General features: G+C 56.2%; 13 protein-coding genes and 1 pseudogene. 4 read left to right on the top strand and 10 right to left on the bottom strand.

Annotated features, from left to right (window positions below; all coding sequences use genetic code 11):
• The first annotated feature begins 369 nt into the window (after positions 1 to 369).
• The 3 genes from AC0L7U_RS00925 (at position 370) to AC0L7U_RS00915 (ending at position 3,328) form a co-directional block, all read left to right on the top strand.
• Positions 370 to 1,152, top strand: coding sequence for a class II aldolase/adducin family protein (locus AC0L7U_RS00925; protein ID WP_473693071.1), 783 nt, complete (start codon positions 370 to 372; stop codon positions 1,150 to 1,152).
• 78 nt (positions 1,153 to 1,230) lie between these two features.
• Positions 1,231 to 2,196, top strand: a complete 966-nt coding sequence (locus AC0L7U_RS00920) for an NAD(P)-dependent oxidoreductase (protein ID WP_473693069.1) — start codon at positions 1,231 to 1,233, stop codon at positions 2,194 to 2,196.
• 91 nt (positions 2,197 to 2,287) lie between these two features.
• The gene (locus AC0L7U_RS00915) at positions 2,288 to 3,328 is read left to right on the top strand and encodes a histone deacetylase family protein (RefSeq protein WP_473693067.1); all 1,041 of its coding nucleotides are present in this window, start codon (positions 2,288 to 2,290) and stop codon (positions 3,326 to 3,328) included.
• Positions 3,329 to 3,403: 75 nt separating this feature from the next.
• Here AC0L7U_RS00915 and AC0L7U_RS00910 read toward each other — a convergent pair whose 3' ends face one another.
• Both AC0L7U_RS00910 and AC0L7U_RS00905 read right to left on the bottom strand, forming a co-directional pair.
• Positions 3,404 to 5,590: a TonB-dependent siderophore receptor gene (locus AC0L7U_RS00910; protein ID WP_473693065.1), complete on the bottom strand. Its 2,187-nt coding sequence runs from the start codon at positions 5,588 to 5,590 to the stop codon at positions 3,404 to 3,406.
• Between the two features lie 134 nt (positions 5,591 to 5,724).
• Positions 5,725 to 6,582: a helix-turn-helix domain-containing protein gene (locus AC0L7U_RS00905; RefSeq protein ID WP_473693063.1), complete on the bottom strand. Its 858-nt coding sequence runs from the start codon at positions 6,580 to 6,582 to the stop codon at positions 5,725 to 5,727.
• Positions 6,583 to 6,800: 218 nt separating this feature from the next.
• On the opposite strand from AC0L7U_RS00905, the gene AC0L7U_RS00900 reads away from it, so the two are divergent.
• On the top strand, positions 6,801 to 7,529 hold the full coding sequence (locus tag AC0L7U_RS00900; protein ID WP_473693061.1) for an endonuclease/exonuclease/phosphatase family protein: 729 nt from the start codon (positions 6,801 to 6,803) through the stop codon (positions 7,527 to 7,529).
• Between the two features lie 171 nt (positions 7,530 to 7,700).
• On the opposite strand, the gene pstB is transcribed toward AC0L7U_RS00900, so the two are convergent.
• From pstB to recJ, 8 genes and pseudogenes are all read right to left on the bottom strand, one after another.
• Positions 7,701 to 8,495, bottom strand: coding sequence for a phosphate ABC transporter ATP-binding protein PstB (pstB, locus tag AC0L7U_RS00895; protein ID WP_473695595.1), 795 nt, complete (start codon positions 8,493 to 8,495; stop codon positions 7,701 to 7,703).
• Positions 8,496 to 8,555: 60 nt separating this feature from the next.
• Positions 8,556 to 9,392: a phosphate ABC transporter permease PstA gene (pstA, locus tag AC0L7U_RS00890; protein ID WP_473693059.1), complete on the bottom strand. Its 837-nt coding sequence runs from the start codon at positions 9,390 to 9,392 to the stop codon at positions 8,556 to 8,558.
• Positions 9,393 to 9,401: 9 nt separating this feature from the next.
• A complete protein-coding gene (gene pstC / locus AC0L7U_RS00885; protein ID WP_473693057.1) occupies positions 9,402 to 10,259 on the bottom strand; it encodes a phosphate ABC transporter permease subunit PstC in 858 nt (285 codons plus the stop codon).
• A 247-nt stretch (positions 10,260 to 10,506) separates the two neighbouring features.
• Positions 10,507 to 11,485 (bottom strand): annotated as a pseudogene (pstS, locus tag AC0L7U_RS00880) (phosphate ABC transporter substrate-binding protein PstS).
• Between the two features lie 501 nt (positions 11,486 to 11,986).
• Positions 11,987 to 13,546, bottom strand: a complete 1,560-nt coding sequence (locus AC0L7U_RS00875) for an inorganic phosphate transporter (protein ID WP_473693055.1) — start codon at positions 13,544 to 13,546, stop codon at positions 11,987 to 11,989.
• A gap of 210 nt (positions 13,547 to 13,756) precedes the next feature.
• Positions 13,757 to 14,260, bottom strand: coding sequence for an NUDIX hydrolase (locus AC0L7U_RS00870; RefSeq protein WP_473693053.1), 504 nt, complete (start codon positions 14,258 to 14,260; stop codon positions 13,757 to 13,759).
• Between the two features lie 448 nt (positions 14,261 to 14,708).
• Positions 14,709 to 14,921 carry a hypothetical protein gene (locus AC0L7U_RS00865; RefSeq protein ID WP_473693051.1) on the bottom strand — a complete coding sequence of 71 codons (213 nt, stop codon included), beginning with the start codon at positions 14,919 to 14,921 and terminating at the stop codon, positions 14,709 to 14,711.
• Between the two features lie 121 nt (positions 14,922 to 15,042).
• Positions 15,043 to 16,794 carry a single-stranded-DNA-specific exonuclease RecJ gene (gene recJ, locus AC0L7U_RS00860; RefSeq protein ID WP_473693049.1) on the bottom strand — a complete coding sequence of 584 codons (1,752 nt, stop codon included), beginning with the start codon at positions 16,792 to 16,794 and terminating at the stop codon, positions 15,043 to 15,045.
• Positions 16,795 to 16,799: the final 5 nt, after the last annotated feature.

Genomic DNA, 16,799 nt, shown 5'->3' with positions numbered 1-16,799 from the left:
GCAATCTATTGGGGGCAACCCCGTGGAAACCGTGTCCAAATCGAACGCATGAACCATTTCTGCCGGGTTTGCCGCGCCCCACCGTTCCGGCGACAAAGGTCGACACCTGCTTTTCGAAGACATGCACTTGGTCATTCCAAGTCCATCAGATGCCGAAACAGTCTGATGCGAATTCTGCTGTCTCACCAGCGCCTTGCCGTCCAGCCAACCCCGGCGAGAAAGATTGTTTCGTCAGTTGCCGCCAATTGACAAGATCGTAATCAACGTGCTTGCCTGAGACAAACCACGGCTTCACATCGGACCATTTTCCGAAGGTGAGCCATCAACCCTGACTTGCCTCCCGGCGATCTCATCCAGAAAGGAAACGGCATGACCGGCATTTCCACGCACGCAAGCCCGGACGTCACGTTTGGTCAGCCCCGCGAGCGCATCGACCTGGCGGCGGCCTACCGACTGATTGCCCACTACCAGATGGACGACAGTATCTTCACCCATATTTCCGCCAAAGCGCCCCTTGAGGAGGGCGAGAACGCCTTTCTGATCAACCCTTACGGATTGCGCTTCGATGAGGTGACTGCGAGCAATCTCGTGACGGTCGACAAGACCGGCAAAATCCTGAAGGACAACTACGGCTCAGGCATCAACAAGGCAGGCTTCACCATTCATAGCGCTGTCCATGAAGCGCGTCCCGAAGTGCATTGCGTGTTGCACACGCATACAACCGCTGGAGTCGCCATCTCATCAATGGAAGAAGGCCTGCTGCCACTGAACCAATGGTCATTGGAATTCTACGACCGCATAGCCTTCCACGACTACGAGGGCATAGCGCTGGATCTGGGCGAGCGCGAGCGGCTGGTGAAAGACCTCGGCGATCGCAATGTGATGATCCTGCGCAATCATGGGCTGCTGACGTGTGGAGCCACCGTCGGCGAGGCCTTTGGCCGCATGTTCAATCTGGAACGTGCCTGCAAGGCACAACTCGCAATCATGGCATCGGGTGGAACGCAGCGCCGCATTGACGCGGACTTGGCGGAAAAGACCGCCCGCCAATATGAGGGCTGGGGTGGCCAGCACACCGATGCCATGGCAGACCCACAGTGGGAGGCTTTTCTGCGTCTGGCTGTGAAGCATCATCCCGACCTGACAAGCTGAAAGGACACAGCCGGAGAAAAGGTGATGTCACACTTCAAAAAAACAGACGCAAGAAGCTGAAAAGAAAGACATATACGAATGAGAAAAGTGATTGAAGGGGTCTATGTCAGCTCCACGTTAGACCTGAAGAAGATGTATGACGGCGTCTTTGCCCCTTTTGCAGATACGGTGCGGTTGCGCAATCCAGACGAGATTGATGATCCGGCCGACATCCGTTTTGCTCTCGCGTGGAACCCGTTGGATGATGCCTTTTCACGCTATCCCAATTTACAGCTTGTCAGTTCGGTTGCAGCCGGTGTCGACAGCCTGATCAAATGTCCAAGCCTGCCGGAAGCCGCTTACCTCACCCGTGTTCATGATCCGGATCAGGCTGATTTGATGGCAGGTTTCGCGGCTTGGCATGTCATCTGGCACCACCGGCAAATGGCTTTTCATCTGCACCGTCAGGCAGATGCGGTATGGGAACGCCGCAGCTTTGCCAACTTCGCAAGTCCGCGCAATTTCACGGTCGGCCTGCTCGGCTTCGGCAAAATGGGAAGTGCTATTGCCCGAGCGATCACCGCAATGGGCTTTCCCGTTGTCGCTGCGGTGCGCAGCGCGCCCGGCACGCACACATTGACCAACAACGTGCGTTTCGAAACCGGTGACAGCGCGGCCGACCGGGTCGCCGCACAGTCCAACATACTGATCAATGTGCTGCCATTGACCGATGCCACCCGTGATATTCTCAATGCGAACCTGTTCAATCTCATGCCCCAAGGAGCCGCACTGGTGCAGCTCGGACGTGGCGCGCATCTTGTTGATGCCGATCTCGATCAGGCTCTTGAGAGAGGTCAGCTTTCAGGGGCCTCACTGGATGTGTTTCGCACCGAACCCCTGCCCGCAGATCACCCATGGTGGCGTGATGAGCGCATTCTGATCACGCCGCATCAGGCGAGCGACAGCAGCGAAGCACTGGTAGCTGATCAGGTCACCAAGGCGACCCTTGCCGTCGTTTCCGGACAACGTCCAGCCAACTGCGTTGACCGAGTGCACGGTTACTGACAGGCCGACATGTGGTGAAGCCGCTTTGAGCGCGTCAGTCTGGCTCATATTTGCAAGAAAACTTTGTCCCCCCGACCTCAGGGAAATTGCCATGAAAGCCATTTTCGACGAACGCCAGCTCAAACACAATCCGCAACGCTATTTTCGCCGCGGGGCCTATATCCCGCACCCGGAGCAACCCGAACGCGCCATTCTTATTCGCGACATGCTGCTCCGCAATGGCTTCGACATTGAACGTCCAGTTGATCACGGCGAAACGCTGATCAAAGCGGCACACACGCCGGACTACGTCGATTTCTGGAAAGACGCCCATGCCAGATGGATGGCAGAAGCAGGTGACGCCGAACCCATTCCGACCTGCTTTCCGGGACGGCGTCCGGGGCGCTCCTCTGCGTCGATCTTTGGCCAATTGGGCTGGTACGCAACGGACACATCGGTTCCTCTGACCGCCGACACGTTTGAGGCAATCTATTGGTCAGCCCAGACCGCCATCGAAGCGGCAGCGCATGTCGGCAGCGGCCACGCGCGCATGACCTACGGTCTGTCGCGCCCACCCGGTCACCATGCCATGCGCAGTGGTGCCAATGGCTTTTGCATCTTCAACAACGCGGCGATTGCTGCCTTGAAACTGCGCGAGACGTTTGACCGGGTTGCGGTTCTCGACATCGACACCCACACCGGCAACGGCACGATGGACATTTTTTACGAGCAGTCAGACGTCTTCGTCTGCTCGGTGCATGTCAATCCGGCCGCCTATCCCACCTTCTATCTTGGGTATGCGGACGAGTGTGGCGAAGGCGATGGACTGGGGACCACCCTCAACCTGCCTGTCCCGCCCGGTTCCGGCGTTACGCCAATCCTGAACCGCTTTCGCGAGGGCGTCAAAGCGATCCATACCTTCGGCGCACAGGCACTTGTCGTGTCGCTGGGCTTCGATATGGCCGATGATGATCCACTCTCCGTCGTCGGCATGACGGGAGCTGGATTTGAAACCATGGCGCGCGAGATCGTTGCCATGGGATTGCCGACCGCACTCATTCAGGAAGGCGGCTATCTCGGCCCTTCCCTGACAGACAATGCCGAGATTTTCCTGACGACCTGCCGGGATGAACTGGCAAAAGTGGCGGATTGAACCTGTTAAGACGAAAAAGGGAGCCATTGTAGAACAACGGCTCCCTCTTAATTTAATCTTTCTCTGCGCTAGATCTTACCAGGTCTTGTGCAGCTTCAACATCAACGTCCGGCCTTCGCCATAGCCGCAACTGTAGACCCCTTGACAGCTTGCGACATAGCGGCGATCGAAAAGATTATTGGCGTTGAAATCTAGACCCCAGCCATCCTTTTCATATCCGACGTGCGCATCAAAGACAGTGGCACTGGCAACGGTCAGCGTATTGGCCTCATCGGCATAGCTTTCGCCTTGAAAGCGGACACCGGCGCCGACACTCAGGCCCTTCAGTGCCGTGTCGTTGAACTTGTACTCACTCCAGAACGATGCCTGCATCTTCGGGATCATGTAGGGCCGATTGCCGATGAGCGAACTGTCGGAATTGTCGGTGATTTCCATATGGTTGGCGTTGAAAGCGGCGGAAACCATCCAGTTTTTGGTGATGTTTGCCTTCGCCTCGATCTCAATACCTTTTGAATTCACCTCGCCCAACTGGTTCTGATTGCTGTAAAGTGTGCCGTTGATAACGTTCTGCTTGGTCAGATCATAAAGGGATACCGTCAGCAGCGCATCCATGAACGTCGGCGCATATTTTAGACCGATTTCATACTGTGTTCCCGTTGTCGGCTTGAACACGGGCACAAGAGCCGAGCCGCCAATCTGCGGGTCAAAGAAGGTAGAGGCGCTGGCATAGGGTGTCAGGCCATTTGCGAACTCATACCCAAGCCCGGCCCGGCCACTGAACGCCCCTTCATCCTTCGTGTAATTTACCGCGTTGCCGACCGTTCCGTTTGAATCCTGATGTACATAGTCGTAGCGACCGGTCAGCGTTGTAATGAAACCACCACCAAACTTGATCTGGTCCTGTGCGTAAACACCGACCTGCTGCATTGTCAGCTTCTGACGAATGTAAGTTGCTGGCGTTCCGATCTCTCCCCCATAGGAGGGATCGGTGGCACTGATCGTATCAACACCGGGAGTTGAACTGGACGATGCCGATGCTTGATCCTGATCAATGTGGAAAAGCTTGTAATCCAGCCCGAACAGCAGATCGTGGCTGAACGCTCCGGTTTGCACCTTGCCTTCAATCTGGTGATCCGCGTCAAAGCCGGTAACGTTGGTGTAATGCTCAAAGTTGATCAGTTCGAGCTGTGGATTGGTGCTTGAGGCGGGTTGGGTTGCAAAACTGGCATAGCCAAAGGGGTAAAGCGAGGCTTCATGAATGTCCGCATACACAAAGCGAACATTCTGCCGGGCTTCCCAGTCATTGTTGAAACTATGCTCAAGCTGCCATCCCAGAGACACTTGCTTACGCTCATAGGTGTCGTAATCGGGATCAGAGAAATTCGCATCGCGGTCGATGTACCCAAAGCTGGCCGCCCGCGCCGAGCCATAATATGGCAAAAAGGCCCCGCCGTTATGCTTCTCATCTATGTTGGTGTAGTTCGCAAGCAGCGTCAGACTGGTGTCGTCATTCAGGTCGATCTTCAGGCTGGGCGAAATAGTGCCTCTGATGTTTCCATTGACGTTGTCAGTATAACCGCTACCGCCCTGCAACTTTCCAACGACGCGATAGGAAGCGCTGTCGGTCAACTTGTCGCCAAGATCAAAGCCGACATATCCGGTCGGAGCATCGTTGATACCAGTCTCGACGTAGCGGATGCGTTCGCCATTGGCTTTTTTGGTCACATAGTTGACGATACCGCCCGGATTAGATCCTCCATAGAGCGCGGAACTTGCTCCCTTCAGCACCTCAACCCGATCCAGCAGGAAGCTATCCGTATAAATACCGCCAAAAGCATAGGAATAAAGCTGCAAGCCATCCTCGAAAACACCCGTCTGCGTCGCATCAAAGCCGCGGATGTACATCCAGTTGGTGTCGCTGTCGAAGCCGAAAGGCTGGGCAAAGACGCCGGCCGTATAGCGTAAGGCTTCATCGACTTTTTGCGCACCCTGGTCCTTGAACTCCTGTGCTCCGACAACGGAGACGGACTGCGGGATTTCGGTGATCGGCGTGGCGGTCTTCGAGCCGGTCAGTGTGTTCTTGGCAACATAGCCTTGAACCTTGCCGGTCGCTGCATCACGATCGCTTTCTGCCTGCACGTTCACCTGTTTCAAGTCAACGGTGTATGTGGCTGCGTCCTGTGCCTGCGCAGCGGCGGACAGTCCCACCATGCTCAACGCAGTGCTCGCCATCAGCGCGGTGCGAATGAAGCCTTTTGTCATTGATTTTATTCCCCAGCTTGACCCCAAGGCCTACACGATCCCGTCGCTTCGCAGGCCTTATTTAACTGGAGTATATAATTCAAGTTTTAAAACGCAGATTGTCGGTTCTTTCGACAAATGGAACGAAATTGCGTTCAATTGGCTTCAGATACGAGGTTTCCTGCCGCAGCGCCCATGCGCTTCCAAACACTTGGCGTCACCCCCTCGAACTTTCGAAACACGCGGGTGAAATGCGCCTGATCGGCAAATCCCAATGTAATCGCTATCTCGCTGATCGAGGGGGGCGGAGTTCGTGCAAGCAGATCTTTTGCTCGTTCAATGCGCATCAGCATGTGCCAACGATGCGGCGGATGCCCTGTCGATATCTTGAAAGCCTGTGAGAAATATGAGGGCGACAGTCCGACAAGGTCAGCCAGTTCCTTAAGCGGAACATTGCGCGCCGCATGATCCGCCAGATGCGCCTTCACGCGCGACAGTTGTCGAGACGCCAACCCGACAGCGCCACGCGCAAGAGGCACAGAGATCTGATCGTGATCAACCAGAAGCGCCAGCAATCCCGTGATCAGACTTTCGCCGTAAAGGTCCAAACTTTGATCCCCGGCTTCACAGTCCTGCGCCAGAAGACCCGCCAGCATCCACAGGCGCGGGTCTTGCATCTGCAAATGCAAGTGCCGAAAGGCCGTTGGTGGAATTCGGCCCATAAGGCGTCGGGACAAGGTTGCAACATCCAGATGCACATCGAGATGCTTCAAACGTCCCTCGGTCGGTACACTCGACCAGATCGGGCAATCAGCCGGAATAAAACACATTCGCTGTTCACGACTGAGCGACACCACCTCGGTGCCGTTCTTGCGTGAGCGCAAGTGCAGTTCAGCCCCCGGCTCTGCGTCCAGAAGAACAAACAGACGGGGAGCGTGCGAGACATAACGTCCACTGGCCCCCGCCGCACAGCGCACGTCCCACACGTCAGCCAGAACGCCCGGCCAAGGCACGATAGCAAAAGCTGCCGACCTGAACCCCCTCGATACTGCTTTCCATATTGGGCCGAAACATCATTGACCGGTGGGACCTTCTCACACATGTTGTTGAAGACATTCGACTGTCTGATCAGATCTTTATATAATATGAGAAATATACTCAAGTTTAAATATGTCTGCGTGTTCCTGCAAAGCTTCTTAAACTGGCCTCAATTCGCCTATCCATTTGGCACATGATGAAAATCGGCACTTACAACATTCAGAAGTCCATCGGTCTGGATGGACGGCGGCGTCCCGACAGGATCCTGCGCGTTCTACAAGAGATGCAATGCGATGTTGTGGCCTTGCAGGAAGCCGACAGGCGGTTTGGCGAACGTATCAGCACCTTGAGCCCGCAAGACATCCGACAGCACACCGATTACAAGGTGGTACCGCTGTCTGCCCGCCAAGGCAGCATCGGCTGGCATGGCAATGCCATTCTCGTGCATCATGATGTAGAAATTCTGGATTTTCAGCGACTCCACCTGCCGACACTGGAGCCTCGGGGAGCGGTCTTTGCTGATCTCAAACGCGGCAAGGGCACCTTGCGCTTTGCCGCCATGCATCTGAGCCTTGTGGGCCTGTATCGTCGGCGCCAGATTGCCCATATTATGAAACAACTTGAGCGGGCCGATCACCGTATGCCAACGGTGCTGGCAGGCGACCTCAACGAATGGCGTGACAAGAGCCAGAGCCTGAAGCTCTTTGCGCCGCATTACACCGTCACCCAACTCGGCAACAGCTATCCGGCGTTTCTGCCAATCGCCAGTCTTGACCGCATCATGACCAGTCCGGACGTCACCGTCTCGTCCTGCGGCGCACACGCCAGCAAACTGGCCAAGATCGCCTCGGATCACCTGCCGATCTGGGCGGAACTCGACATCGATACCTCTGCGGTTACAGCCACGCCAGAGACCCGCTGACACTTTGCCGAATCCCTGCCCGGCCCCTCTTGTTTTGATCAGTATGACCACTCACAGTGCCGCGCTCCACACAGTGGCCTTGTCAAAAAGGCTCCCACCAATCCTGCGGCGGGAGCCTTTTTCGTTCAGTCCGTCAGGTCAGACGCAGCGCCTGAAAATTGCGATACCCGTTTAGCCGAAGCGACCCGTGATATAATCATTGGTGCGCTTTTCTGCCGGCGACGAGAAAATCTTCTCAGTGCTGTCGAACTCGACCAGTTCGCCCAAATACATGAACGCCGTGTACTGCGAGGTCCGTGCGGCCTGCTGCATGTTGTGGGTCACGATGGCAATGCAATAATGCTCGGACAGCGTGTCGATCAACTCCTCGATCTTGCCGGTCGAAATCGGATCCAGCGCGGAGGCAGGCTCATCAAGTAGCAGAACCTCTGGCTTTACCGCAATCGCGCGGGCAATACACAACCGCTGCTGCTGACCGCCAGAAAGGCCAAGCCCGCTCTGATGCAGCTTATCCTTCACCTCGTCCCAAAGAGCTGCTTCACGCAGCGCATTCTCGACGCGGTTCATCATGTCTTCACGTGACAGTTTTTCATACAAGCGCACGCCGAAAGCGATGTTCTCATAGATCGTCATCGGAAATGGTGTCGGTTTCTGGAACACCATGCCGACCTGCGCCCGCAAACGGTTCACATCGACGTTCTTGGCAAAAATGCTCTTGCCGTCCAGAACCACGTCGCCGCCGATACGCTGACCCGGATACAGATCGTAGATGCGGTTCAGCGTACGCAGCAAGGTCGACTTGCCGCAACCGGACGGACCAATAAAAGCCGTGACCGACTTGTCGCGCAGTACAAGGTCAATGTTGTGCAGAGCCTGGTGGCCGTTCTGATACCAGAACGACAGGTCCTTCACCTCAAGCTTTGTCGGCTGTTCCGGGTTGGCCCGGCGGCGACCGCGCGGCACCATGGAACCACCGACATTGATGGTCGGCTCAATCGTGTCAGTCGAAGTCATCTGAATTCTCCTTTAGCCGGACCGACGCCCGGTTACGAAACGGGCAACAATGTTCAACACCAGAATGGTCACGGTGATGATCAGCGCGCCGGCCCAGGCAAGGCGCTGCCAGTCGTCGTAGGGGCTCATGGCAAATTGGAAGATCACGACCGGCAAGTTCGCCATTGGGTGCGACATGTCGGTAGACCAGTATTGATTGTTCAGCGCCGTGAACAGCAGCGGCGCCGTTTCGCCACTCACACGGGCGATAGCCAACAGCACGCCAGTCAGAAGACCACTACGGGCTGCACGCCAGATAATAAAGACCATGATGCGCCAGCGTGGTGTTCCAAGGGCAGCAGCAGCCTCGCGCATCGCATTGGGCACCAGACTGAGCATATCCTGCGTCGTGCGGTTGATCACCGGAATGGCGATCACGGCCAGCGCAAGTGCGCCGGAATAGGCCGAAAAATGACCAAGGGGCACGACGACAACGGCATAGACAAACAGGCCAATGATGATTGAAGGCGCAGACAGCAACACGTCATTGACGAAGATCGCAGCGGCAGCAAGGCGCGAGCCTCTTGCATATTCCGACAGGTAAGTGCCTGCCAGAATGCCGACCGGCGTTGCGATGACGATCGATAGGACCGTCATGACCAAGGAACCGAAAATAGCGTTGGCCAGGCCGCCAGCCTCTCCCGGTGGCGGTGTGCTTTCGGTGAACACCGCCAGATTGATCGATGAAAGGCCATTGCTGAACAGGGTCCAGAGAATGGCTGCCAGGAAGAACAGACCAAAGAGCGCCGAGAAAACAGCCAGCCCAACGGCGATCTTGTTGATGAGATAACGACGGGAGGTAATCGACATGTCAGATCCTCAAAACGTCTCGCTGCGCCCGATGAGCCACTTCGTCAGCGCCAGGATGATGAAGGTGATCACGAACAGGATAAGACCCAAGGACACGAGACTTGAGGTGTAGAGATGCCCCGTTGCCTCGGTGAACTCGTTGGCAATGGATGCCGAAATGGTCGTTGAAGGCGCTAGAAGCGACGCCGAAATCCGGTGAGAGTTACCAATGACGAAGGTGACCGCCATGGTTTCACCGAGCGCTCGTCCAAGACCCAGCATAACGCCGCCAACAAGGCTGCGGCGCGTATAGGGAATGGTGATGCGGCGAATGACTTCCCAACGGGTCATGCCCATGCCGTAGGCTGATTCACGCAGCATGACCGGCACGGTCAAAAACACATCGCGGGCAAAAGAGGCAATGAACGGAATGATCATGATCGACAGCACGAGGCCCGCAGTCAACAACCCGATGCCATAGGGCGCACCCCGAAACAGCACCCCAATGCCGGGAATAGGCCCAAGATGACTGATCAAAAACGGCTGGACGGTGCGCTGCATGATAGGCGCAAGGACAAAAAAGCCCCAAAGGCCGTAGATGATCGAAGGAATACCGGCCAACAGCTCAATCGCGGTCCCGATGGGACGACGCAGCGGCATTGGGCAAATTTCAGTGAGGAACATGGCAATGCCAAAACTCACCGGAATGGCGATCACCATGGCAATGATCGAAGTGATGACCGTGCCGTAGATTGGAGCCGCTGCCCCGAAGATTTCTTTGGCCGGGCTCCAGCGCGTATGCCACAGAAAGCCTAAGCCGAATTCCTTCCAGGTCGGAAGGGAAGAGACCGTAAGAGAAAACAACACACCCAGCAGCAGCAGAACCACAAGGGCGGCACTGAGCCAGCAGTCAGGCGCACGAACAGCAGGTCCTGCAATTGCACTCGCCGCGAATTTCCCGCGGGGGCGCTTGTTTTCACGTCTCCGCCGTCAAGAGATTGGGTCATGGGTCCACGTTCCGCTTCTGCTTGTCATTCACGCAATTGAGCTGGATACAAGAGATCTGTTACGCAAGAGAGCTGGCCACCCAAAAGAAGGCGGCCAGCTCCATTTTCACAAAGCTAAGGGCCGAAGCTTACTTAGCGTTGATGTTCTTTTTCCAAGACTTTTCGATCAGGGAAACAACGTTTTCCGGGATCGCAACATACTGAAGGTCCTTAGCTTCTGGCTTGCCGTTCTTGTAAGCCCAAGAGAAGAACTTCAGAGCAGCAGCAGTCGCAGCCTTATCGGTCGGAGTCTTGTGCATGATAACCCAGGTCGAAGCAGCAATCGGCCATGTTTTGTCGCTAAGGCTGGTTCGTGATGATCACGCGGAAGTTGGAAGCGTGCGCCCAGTCAGCGTTTGCAGCAGCGTTGGCAAACGTTTCCAGGGACGGCTCGACAACCTTGCCAGCAGCGTTTTTCATCTTGGAGTAGCCAAGCTTGTTTTGGATCACATAGGCATACTCGTTGTAGCCGATGGAACCTTCGGTCTGCTTGATCGTGTTGGCAACACCTTCAGAACCCTTGGCACCAAGACCAACCGGCCATTCAACAGCCGTGTCGGAACCGATCTGAGACTTCCATTCTTTGGAAACCTTCGACAGGTAGTTGGTGAAGTTGAAAGTCGTGCCCGATCCGTCAGAACGGTGAACAACAACAATTGCTTCGTCCGGAAGATCAAGCTTCGGGTTAAGAGCCTTGATTTCCTTGTCGTTCCACTTGGTGATCTTGCCCATGTAGATCTTTTCAACGGTGTCACCGTCGAGAACCAACGAACCCGGCTTGATGCCCTTGACGTTGAACATCATGACAATGCCGCCCGAGATCATCGGGAACTGTGTCATGTCGTTCTTCTTCAGCTCGCTGTCGCTGAGCGGCTTGTCGGAAGCGCCGAACGTAACCGTCTTGGCTTCGATCTGCTTGATGCCGCCGCCCGAGCCGATCGACTGGTAGTTCAGAGCGATACCAGTCTTTTTCTGGTAAGCAGCGCCCCACTTGGCGAAGACCGGGTAGATGAAGCTGGACCCAGCGCCGGAGATGGTGGTGGTCGCAGCCATCGATGCGCCGGTCATGGAAAGACCAAGTGCGGTTGCGGCAACACCAACGGACAAAGTTTTGAAGAAGCTCACGGCTATATTCTCCTATTGACGATCAACTTTGCTCACGGCGGCGTGTTAATGCCGTGAACCTCGTGTGATGGCCTTGTAGCCGCGCTATATGAACCATTTGTGACGGTCAAGGGATGCTCGTCAAAACCTGGTAAATATCGTCCGTACAGCGAAGTTGACCACGGCTTTTTGCATTCTTGTCCATTAGGAAAGCGCCAGTTCCTGCGCGTTTTTGAATTTTCAGCGCCGCGCAGAAGAGGTCAGAGACAAGACATATAAAGCAGTACTCAGCGCCTCAGATCCAGACAAACGCCGAATTCAAGGTCCAATATGACGCAAATGTCTGAAAACAATCACCAGACTGTCACATAACTCCAACGGCATTCATATGAACACACTGCCGTGACCCCTTTCCGTTCAAATCCTATCGGCGTGTCGGTGTCACATATGATCACTCATAGCTGATCATGTGTGACGGCAAGACGGTCCCGACACACACAGCCGTGTCTTGTTTTGGGAAAGACAATCGTCTGGTCGATCTCGGATGTGGATCAGCCGCCGAAGAGATGTGAGAGGATGAAATAGACAGCTGCCCCCATCATCATGGCACAAGGCAACGTGATCACCCAGGCTGGCAAGAACGGTCAACACATGGGCGCGCCGGACCAGCAGACGCCGCTGCCGCTCTTCCCGGTTGCGCACCCGTCGCACCTCTTTGCCGTGCGCCCGATTGACATAGGCCATGCGGCGACGGGATCGCTCCGTATACCACTCGCGGAAGAAGCCGACGCCAAAGACCGCGCCAATCGCCACATGCGTGGCACTGACGGGCAATCCCATCATTGCTGCCACCAACACGGTGACAGCGGCCGAAAGCGCCACACAGAAGGCGCGCATCGGATTGAACCGGGTGATCCGCTGTCCAACCATGGCCACCAGCCTTGGACCAAACAGAAACAGGCCGAGCGAGATCCCCAAGCCGCCGAATGCCAGCCCCCAGATCGGCAGGTCTGCATTACCGCCAAAGCTTCCAGCCTGAGCGATCTGAAGAATAGCCACCACGGGGCCCACCGCATTGGCCACATCGTTGGCGCCATGCGCGAATGAGAGAAGTGCGGTCGCAACGATCAGTGGCAACGCAAACAATTGGCGCAACGACTTGTTGGCATTTTCCATGCCCCGCGACTGACGCGCGATCAGCGGCTTGACCACCAGATAACTCAGGCACCCCAACACCAATCCGCCCAGCAATGCTGCATGCAGAGAGACACCGTAATCGCGCCCGACCCGACTGAGAGCGAGATACGCCGTGAAAGCGCCGCACATGACAGCCACAAACACCGGCACCCAGCGGCGCGCGCTGGCGATCTTGTCGTCTCGGTAGATCACCAGTGTCTTGACGAGAAACAGGAAGAATGCCGCAATGACGCCCCCCATGATGGGCGACAGAACCCACCCCACGGCAATGCCGCTGATCAGACCCCAGTTGATGGAGGACAGGCCAAGCGCCGCAATGCTGGACCCGACAACGCCACCAACAATGGAGTGGGTGGTTGAAACCGGAGCACGCAACCATGTCGACAGGTTGACCCAGAGGGCCGCCGCGATCAACGCTGACATCATACCGAGTGCCAGCACCTGAGAATGTCCGCTGACCGTCTGAAACGCCATCTTGTCGGCAATCGTGCCAACGACATCCCCACCGCCAAAGAAGGCGCCGGCGCATTCAAAGATGGCGGCAATGCCGAGCGCGGTCGATATGCTGAGAACCCTAGCCTCGACCGCCGGGCCCAGATTGTTGGCAACGTCATTGGCACCAATGTTCAGGGCCATATAGGCCCCGACCGCCACCGCACCGACGGCGAGCATGTCAAAGGCCCCACCGAGCACGAGTGCTGCCAACGATGCACAGACCGCAATGAAAAGAACGGCCAACCCGACACGTCGCAAGCCCTGCGAAAAAGACGCAGTCGCTTCCTGAACGTAGGTAATCTTGTCCAGATCCTTATCGAGTGTCGGCTTCATGGCGCTAGCGGAGACCCATCAGAACGGCCGCGTTTGAGCAAAAACAATACTTCAGCTCGGCGTGGATGACACGGCATCCAGTCAGGCGGCGCGCAGTTGCATTCAAAATCGCATAGACAAGAGGGCTGACAAAAGCAAGGTAAAACGGGCTTGGGAATTTTCACATGAGCAAAAATGTCTGTTTAAAATGCTCAGATGAGCGCGAAAACATCACGTAGTCGGGACGCTCTCGCGGCGAACGTCGCGTTCAAATGTACACAGAGCTTGCACAATGCCAGCTTCACTCGCGTGACGCTTGGCCTCCTCAATCGACATCCATCGAATCTCACGTTGCCCGACTTCCGGAAAATCTTCCAAAAGCTCGTCAACTTCGACCAGATAGACCAGGACTTCGGTTTTCAAAGCCAGATTATTATCGACGCCCTTGAACGACTCGAACGATGTGTAGGGCGTTTTGTGCGCGCGCCCCCGTACTCCGGCCTCCTCGTATGCTTCGATAGAGGCAGTCCGGTGGGCACGCCGTTTCAGCATCGGCCACCCTTTAGGCAAAATCCAGCGGCCCGTGCCGCGCGATGTGATCATCAGGACTTCATAACGCTTGCCAACACGGCGATAGCACAGCGCAGCGATCTGCAAACGTGACGGTGTGCGAAACATCTCCAGCGGATTAAACCGCAAGAGGCTGCGCTTCTTCTTCTCGATCCAGTCCGTCACAGTCACCCCTCCCACAAGAAGGCACCTTGCACTGATTGCAAAACACCTCATCCATCCCTTGAGAGCACTCAAAGAAATCTAACTGTCCAGGGTTCAAGAAACGTTTCGCTCTGTCTGCGATCTTTCGACCGCCCTGCCCTTTCTTGTTGTTCTCAAGGGCCAGGTCCCATCGCATTTGCAAAGCCGCACGACCAAACTATGCGAGACAAGCGCCGGAAAATTTCACGAATTGTGTCACTCGTCAAGACGAGTGCATCGCGCAGCCGCTGACACAAGGGCTGCGCTTAGTGGCAGCGCAAGCTTTTCAACATGCTAACTGCTTGTGCGAGAACGAGACACAGAAAAAATACGGACATCAGAGTTTGCAGATTCTGGCAACGCTCTTTCAAACCGCCCAGCAGTCCTGTCAAAGTTTGTCGGCAATGCAATGGCGTCTCGTAGGACCATCTCACAGCTTTCGGTGAGGCCCACAACCGTACGAAATATTCTCTGCGCGGCCCAGCAAACATCCTGGCTGTATGAAATCTGCAACCGTTGGCAGATTGCGTGCCAGGATGACGGCTTCCTGTTCATGACGCAGCTTACGCAGGGACGACAAGGAGCGATCAGTCGCCTGATCCAGCTCTTTCATCACCTGTTGAAGCTCGTCCTGAGCTGACATCCGCCGACCCCTTCTGTTACGCCGATGCACAAAGTCTACTGCACAGCGCATAAAGATGGAGTTAACCAAGCGAAATCACACGGATCCATAGGTCTGGAACTGTCGGGTCTGGCGGCCGTGCTCAGTGACGAGATTTTTGCGGATCGGCGACATCAAGGATGCGCAATTGCACCCGCGGCGTGCCTTGCCAGGTGTCGATCGACAAGCTGCCGGCCACATGCAGATTGCGCCCACGGTTGTTCAGCAAAAGCTGACCGTGTGGCTTGTCCTCAGCCTTGAAGCAAATACCCTTCAGCGTTGTCCCGTCAGTGGACACCAGTGTGGCGCGCACATGGCCCTTACCCACCACATCAGCAAAACTGATGCGATGTGCGGGAAAAGCAAAGACCGGATCCGCATGACCAGCGCCATAAGGCCCAGCCTTTTCAAGCATCTCGAGAAGCTCCAGCTTGGCACCCGTTGCAGTCAATGCAGCATCGATCTTCAGGTCACGGCGGCTTGCTGCAATGTCCACATCCTTGCGCAGCGTCTCGTTCAGGAACGCGGCAAATTCGGGAGCCTTGTCCCGCATCACGGTCAGGCCAGCCGCCATCGCATGACCGCCCCCCTTGACCAGAAGACCAAGGTCTACCGCCTGACGCACCGCGCGCCCCAGATCGACACCCGGAATGGACCGGCCCGAACCTGCGCCCTGCCCGTTCGCATCATAGGCGATAGCAAAAGCGGGACGCCGCCAGGTTTCCTTGAGACGCGAGGCGACCAACCCAACGATACCAGGATGCCAGCCATCTTGTCCGGTCACCAGAACGGCGGGATCATCCCGCTCCACGGTGAAGACCGCTTCCGCGTCGGCCTGTTCCAGCATTGCAGCTTCCAGAATCTGACGGTCGCTATTGAGCTGATCGAGTTTTTCCGCAATCAAGCGCGCCTGCGCCGGATCCTGCGTCAGGAGCAATCGCGCGCCAAGGGCGGCATCGCCAATACGACCGCCTGCATTGATGCGAGGCCCGAGCAAAAATCCCAAGTGATAGGGCGCGGGTCTCCCCGCCACGCGCGCCACATCGGCAAGGCTGGCAAGCCCTGCATTGGCACGTTGGTGCATGACTCCAAGACCGCGCGTTACATAGGCCCGGTTGAGACCTTGCAGTGGCACCACATCGCAGACTGTACCAAGCGCCACCAGATCAAGCAGCTCCATCAAGGGCGGCTGCTGTTTTCCATTGAAGACGCCACGTGTCCGCAGTTCGCGGTTCAGGCCAACCAGAAACAGAAAGGTCACCCCAACTGCGGCCAGATGGCCCTGCCCCGACAAATCGTCCTGCCGGTTCGGATTGACCAGCGCTTCGGTCTTGGGCAATTTTTCGCTCACCTGGTGGTGATCAATGACCACCACATCAAGGCCCAGATTGGCTGCGGTTTCAAAGGCTTCAAACGATGTGCTGCCGCAGTCAACACTGATCAAAAGCCGCGCTCCGTCAGCGTAAAGCGCTTCGATGGCTGAAGAGTTCGGACCATAGCCTTCGATAATACGATCGGGAATGTGAATGGCCGGGTTCAACCCCATCCATTGCAGATAGCGCGCCAGAACCGCTGAGGATGTCGCACCGTCGACGTCATAATCGCCAAAAATCGCGATTTTTGTTCCAGCCATCACGGCATCCGCGACACGGGCAACGGCCTTGTCCATATCTACAAGACGCGAGGGATCCGGCATCAAGGCCTTCAGGGACGGCTCCAGAAAGCTGACGGCCTCGTCTGCCCCGACACCGCGCGCCGCAAGAACCCGGGACAGCACATCCGGCAAGCCCTCACGCTGCGCGATCATCATCGCGGTCCGGCTTTCCGCTTCACTGAGCCGTTCACGCGCAGGCATTGTCG

The sequence above is a fragment of the Roseibium sp. 10G30-5 genome (assembly GCF_055809635.1).
Note: the sequence above shows the minus strand (reverse complement) of the source record. Positions and strands in the feature narration are given on the sequence as shown.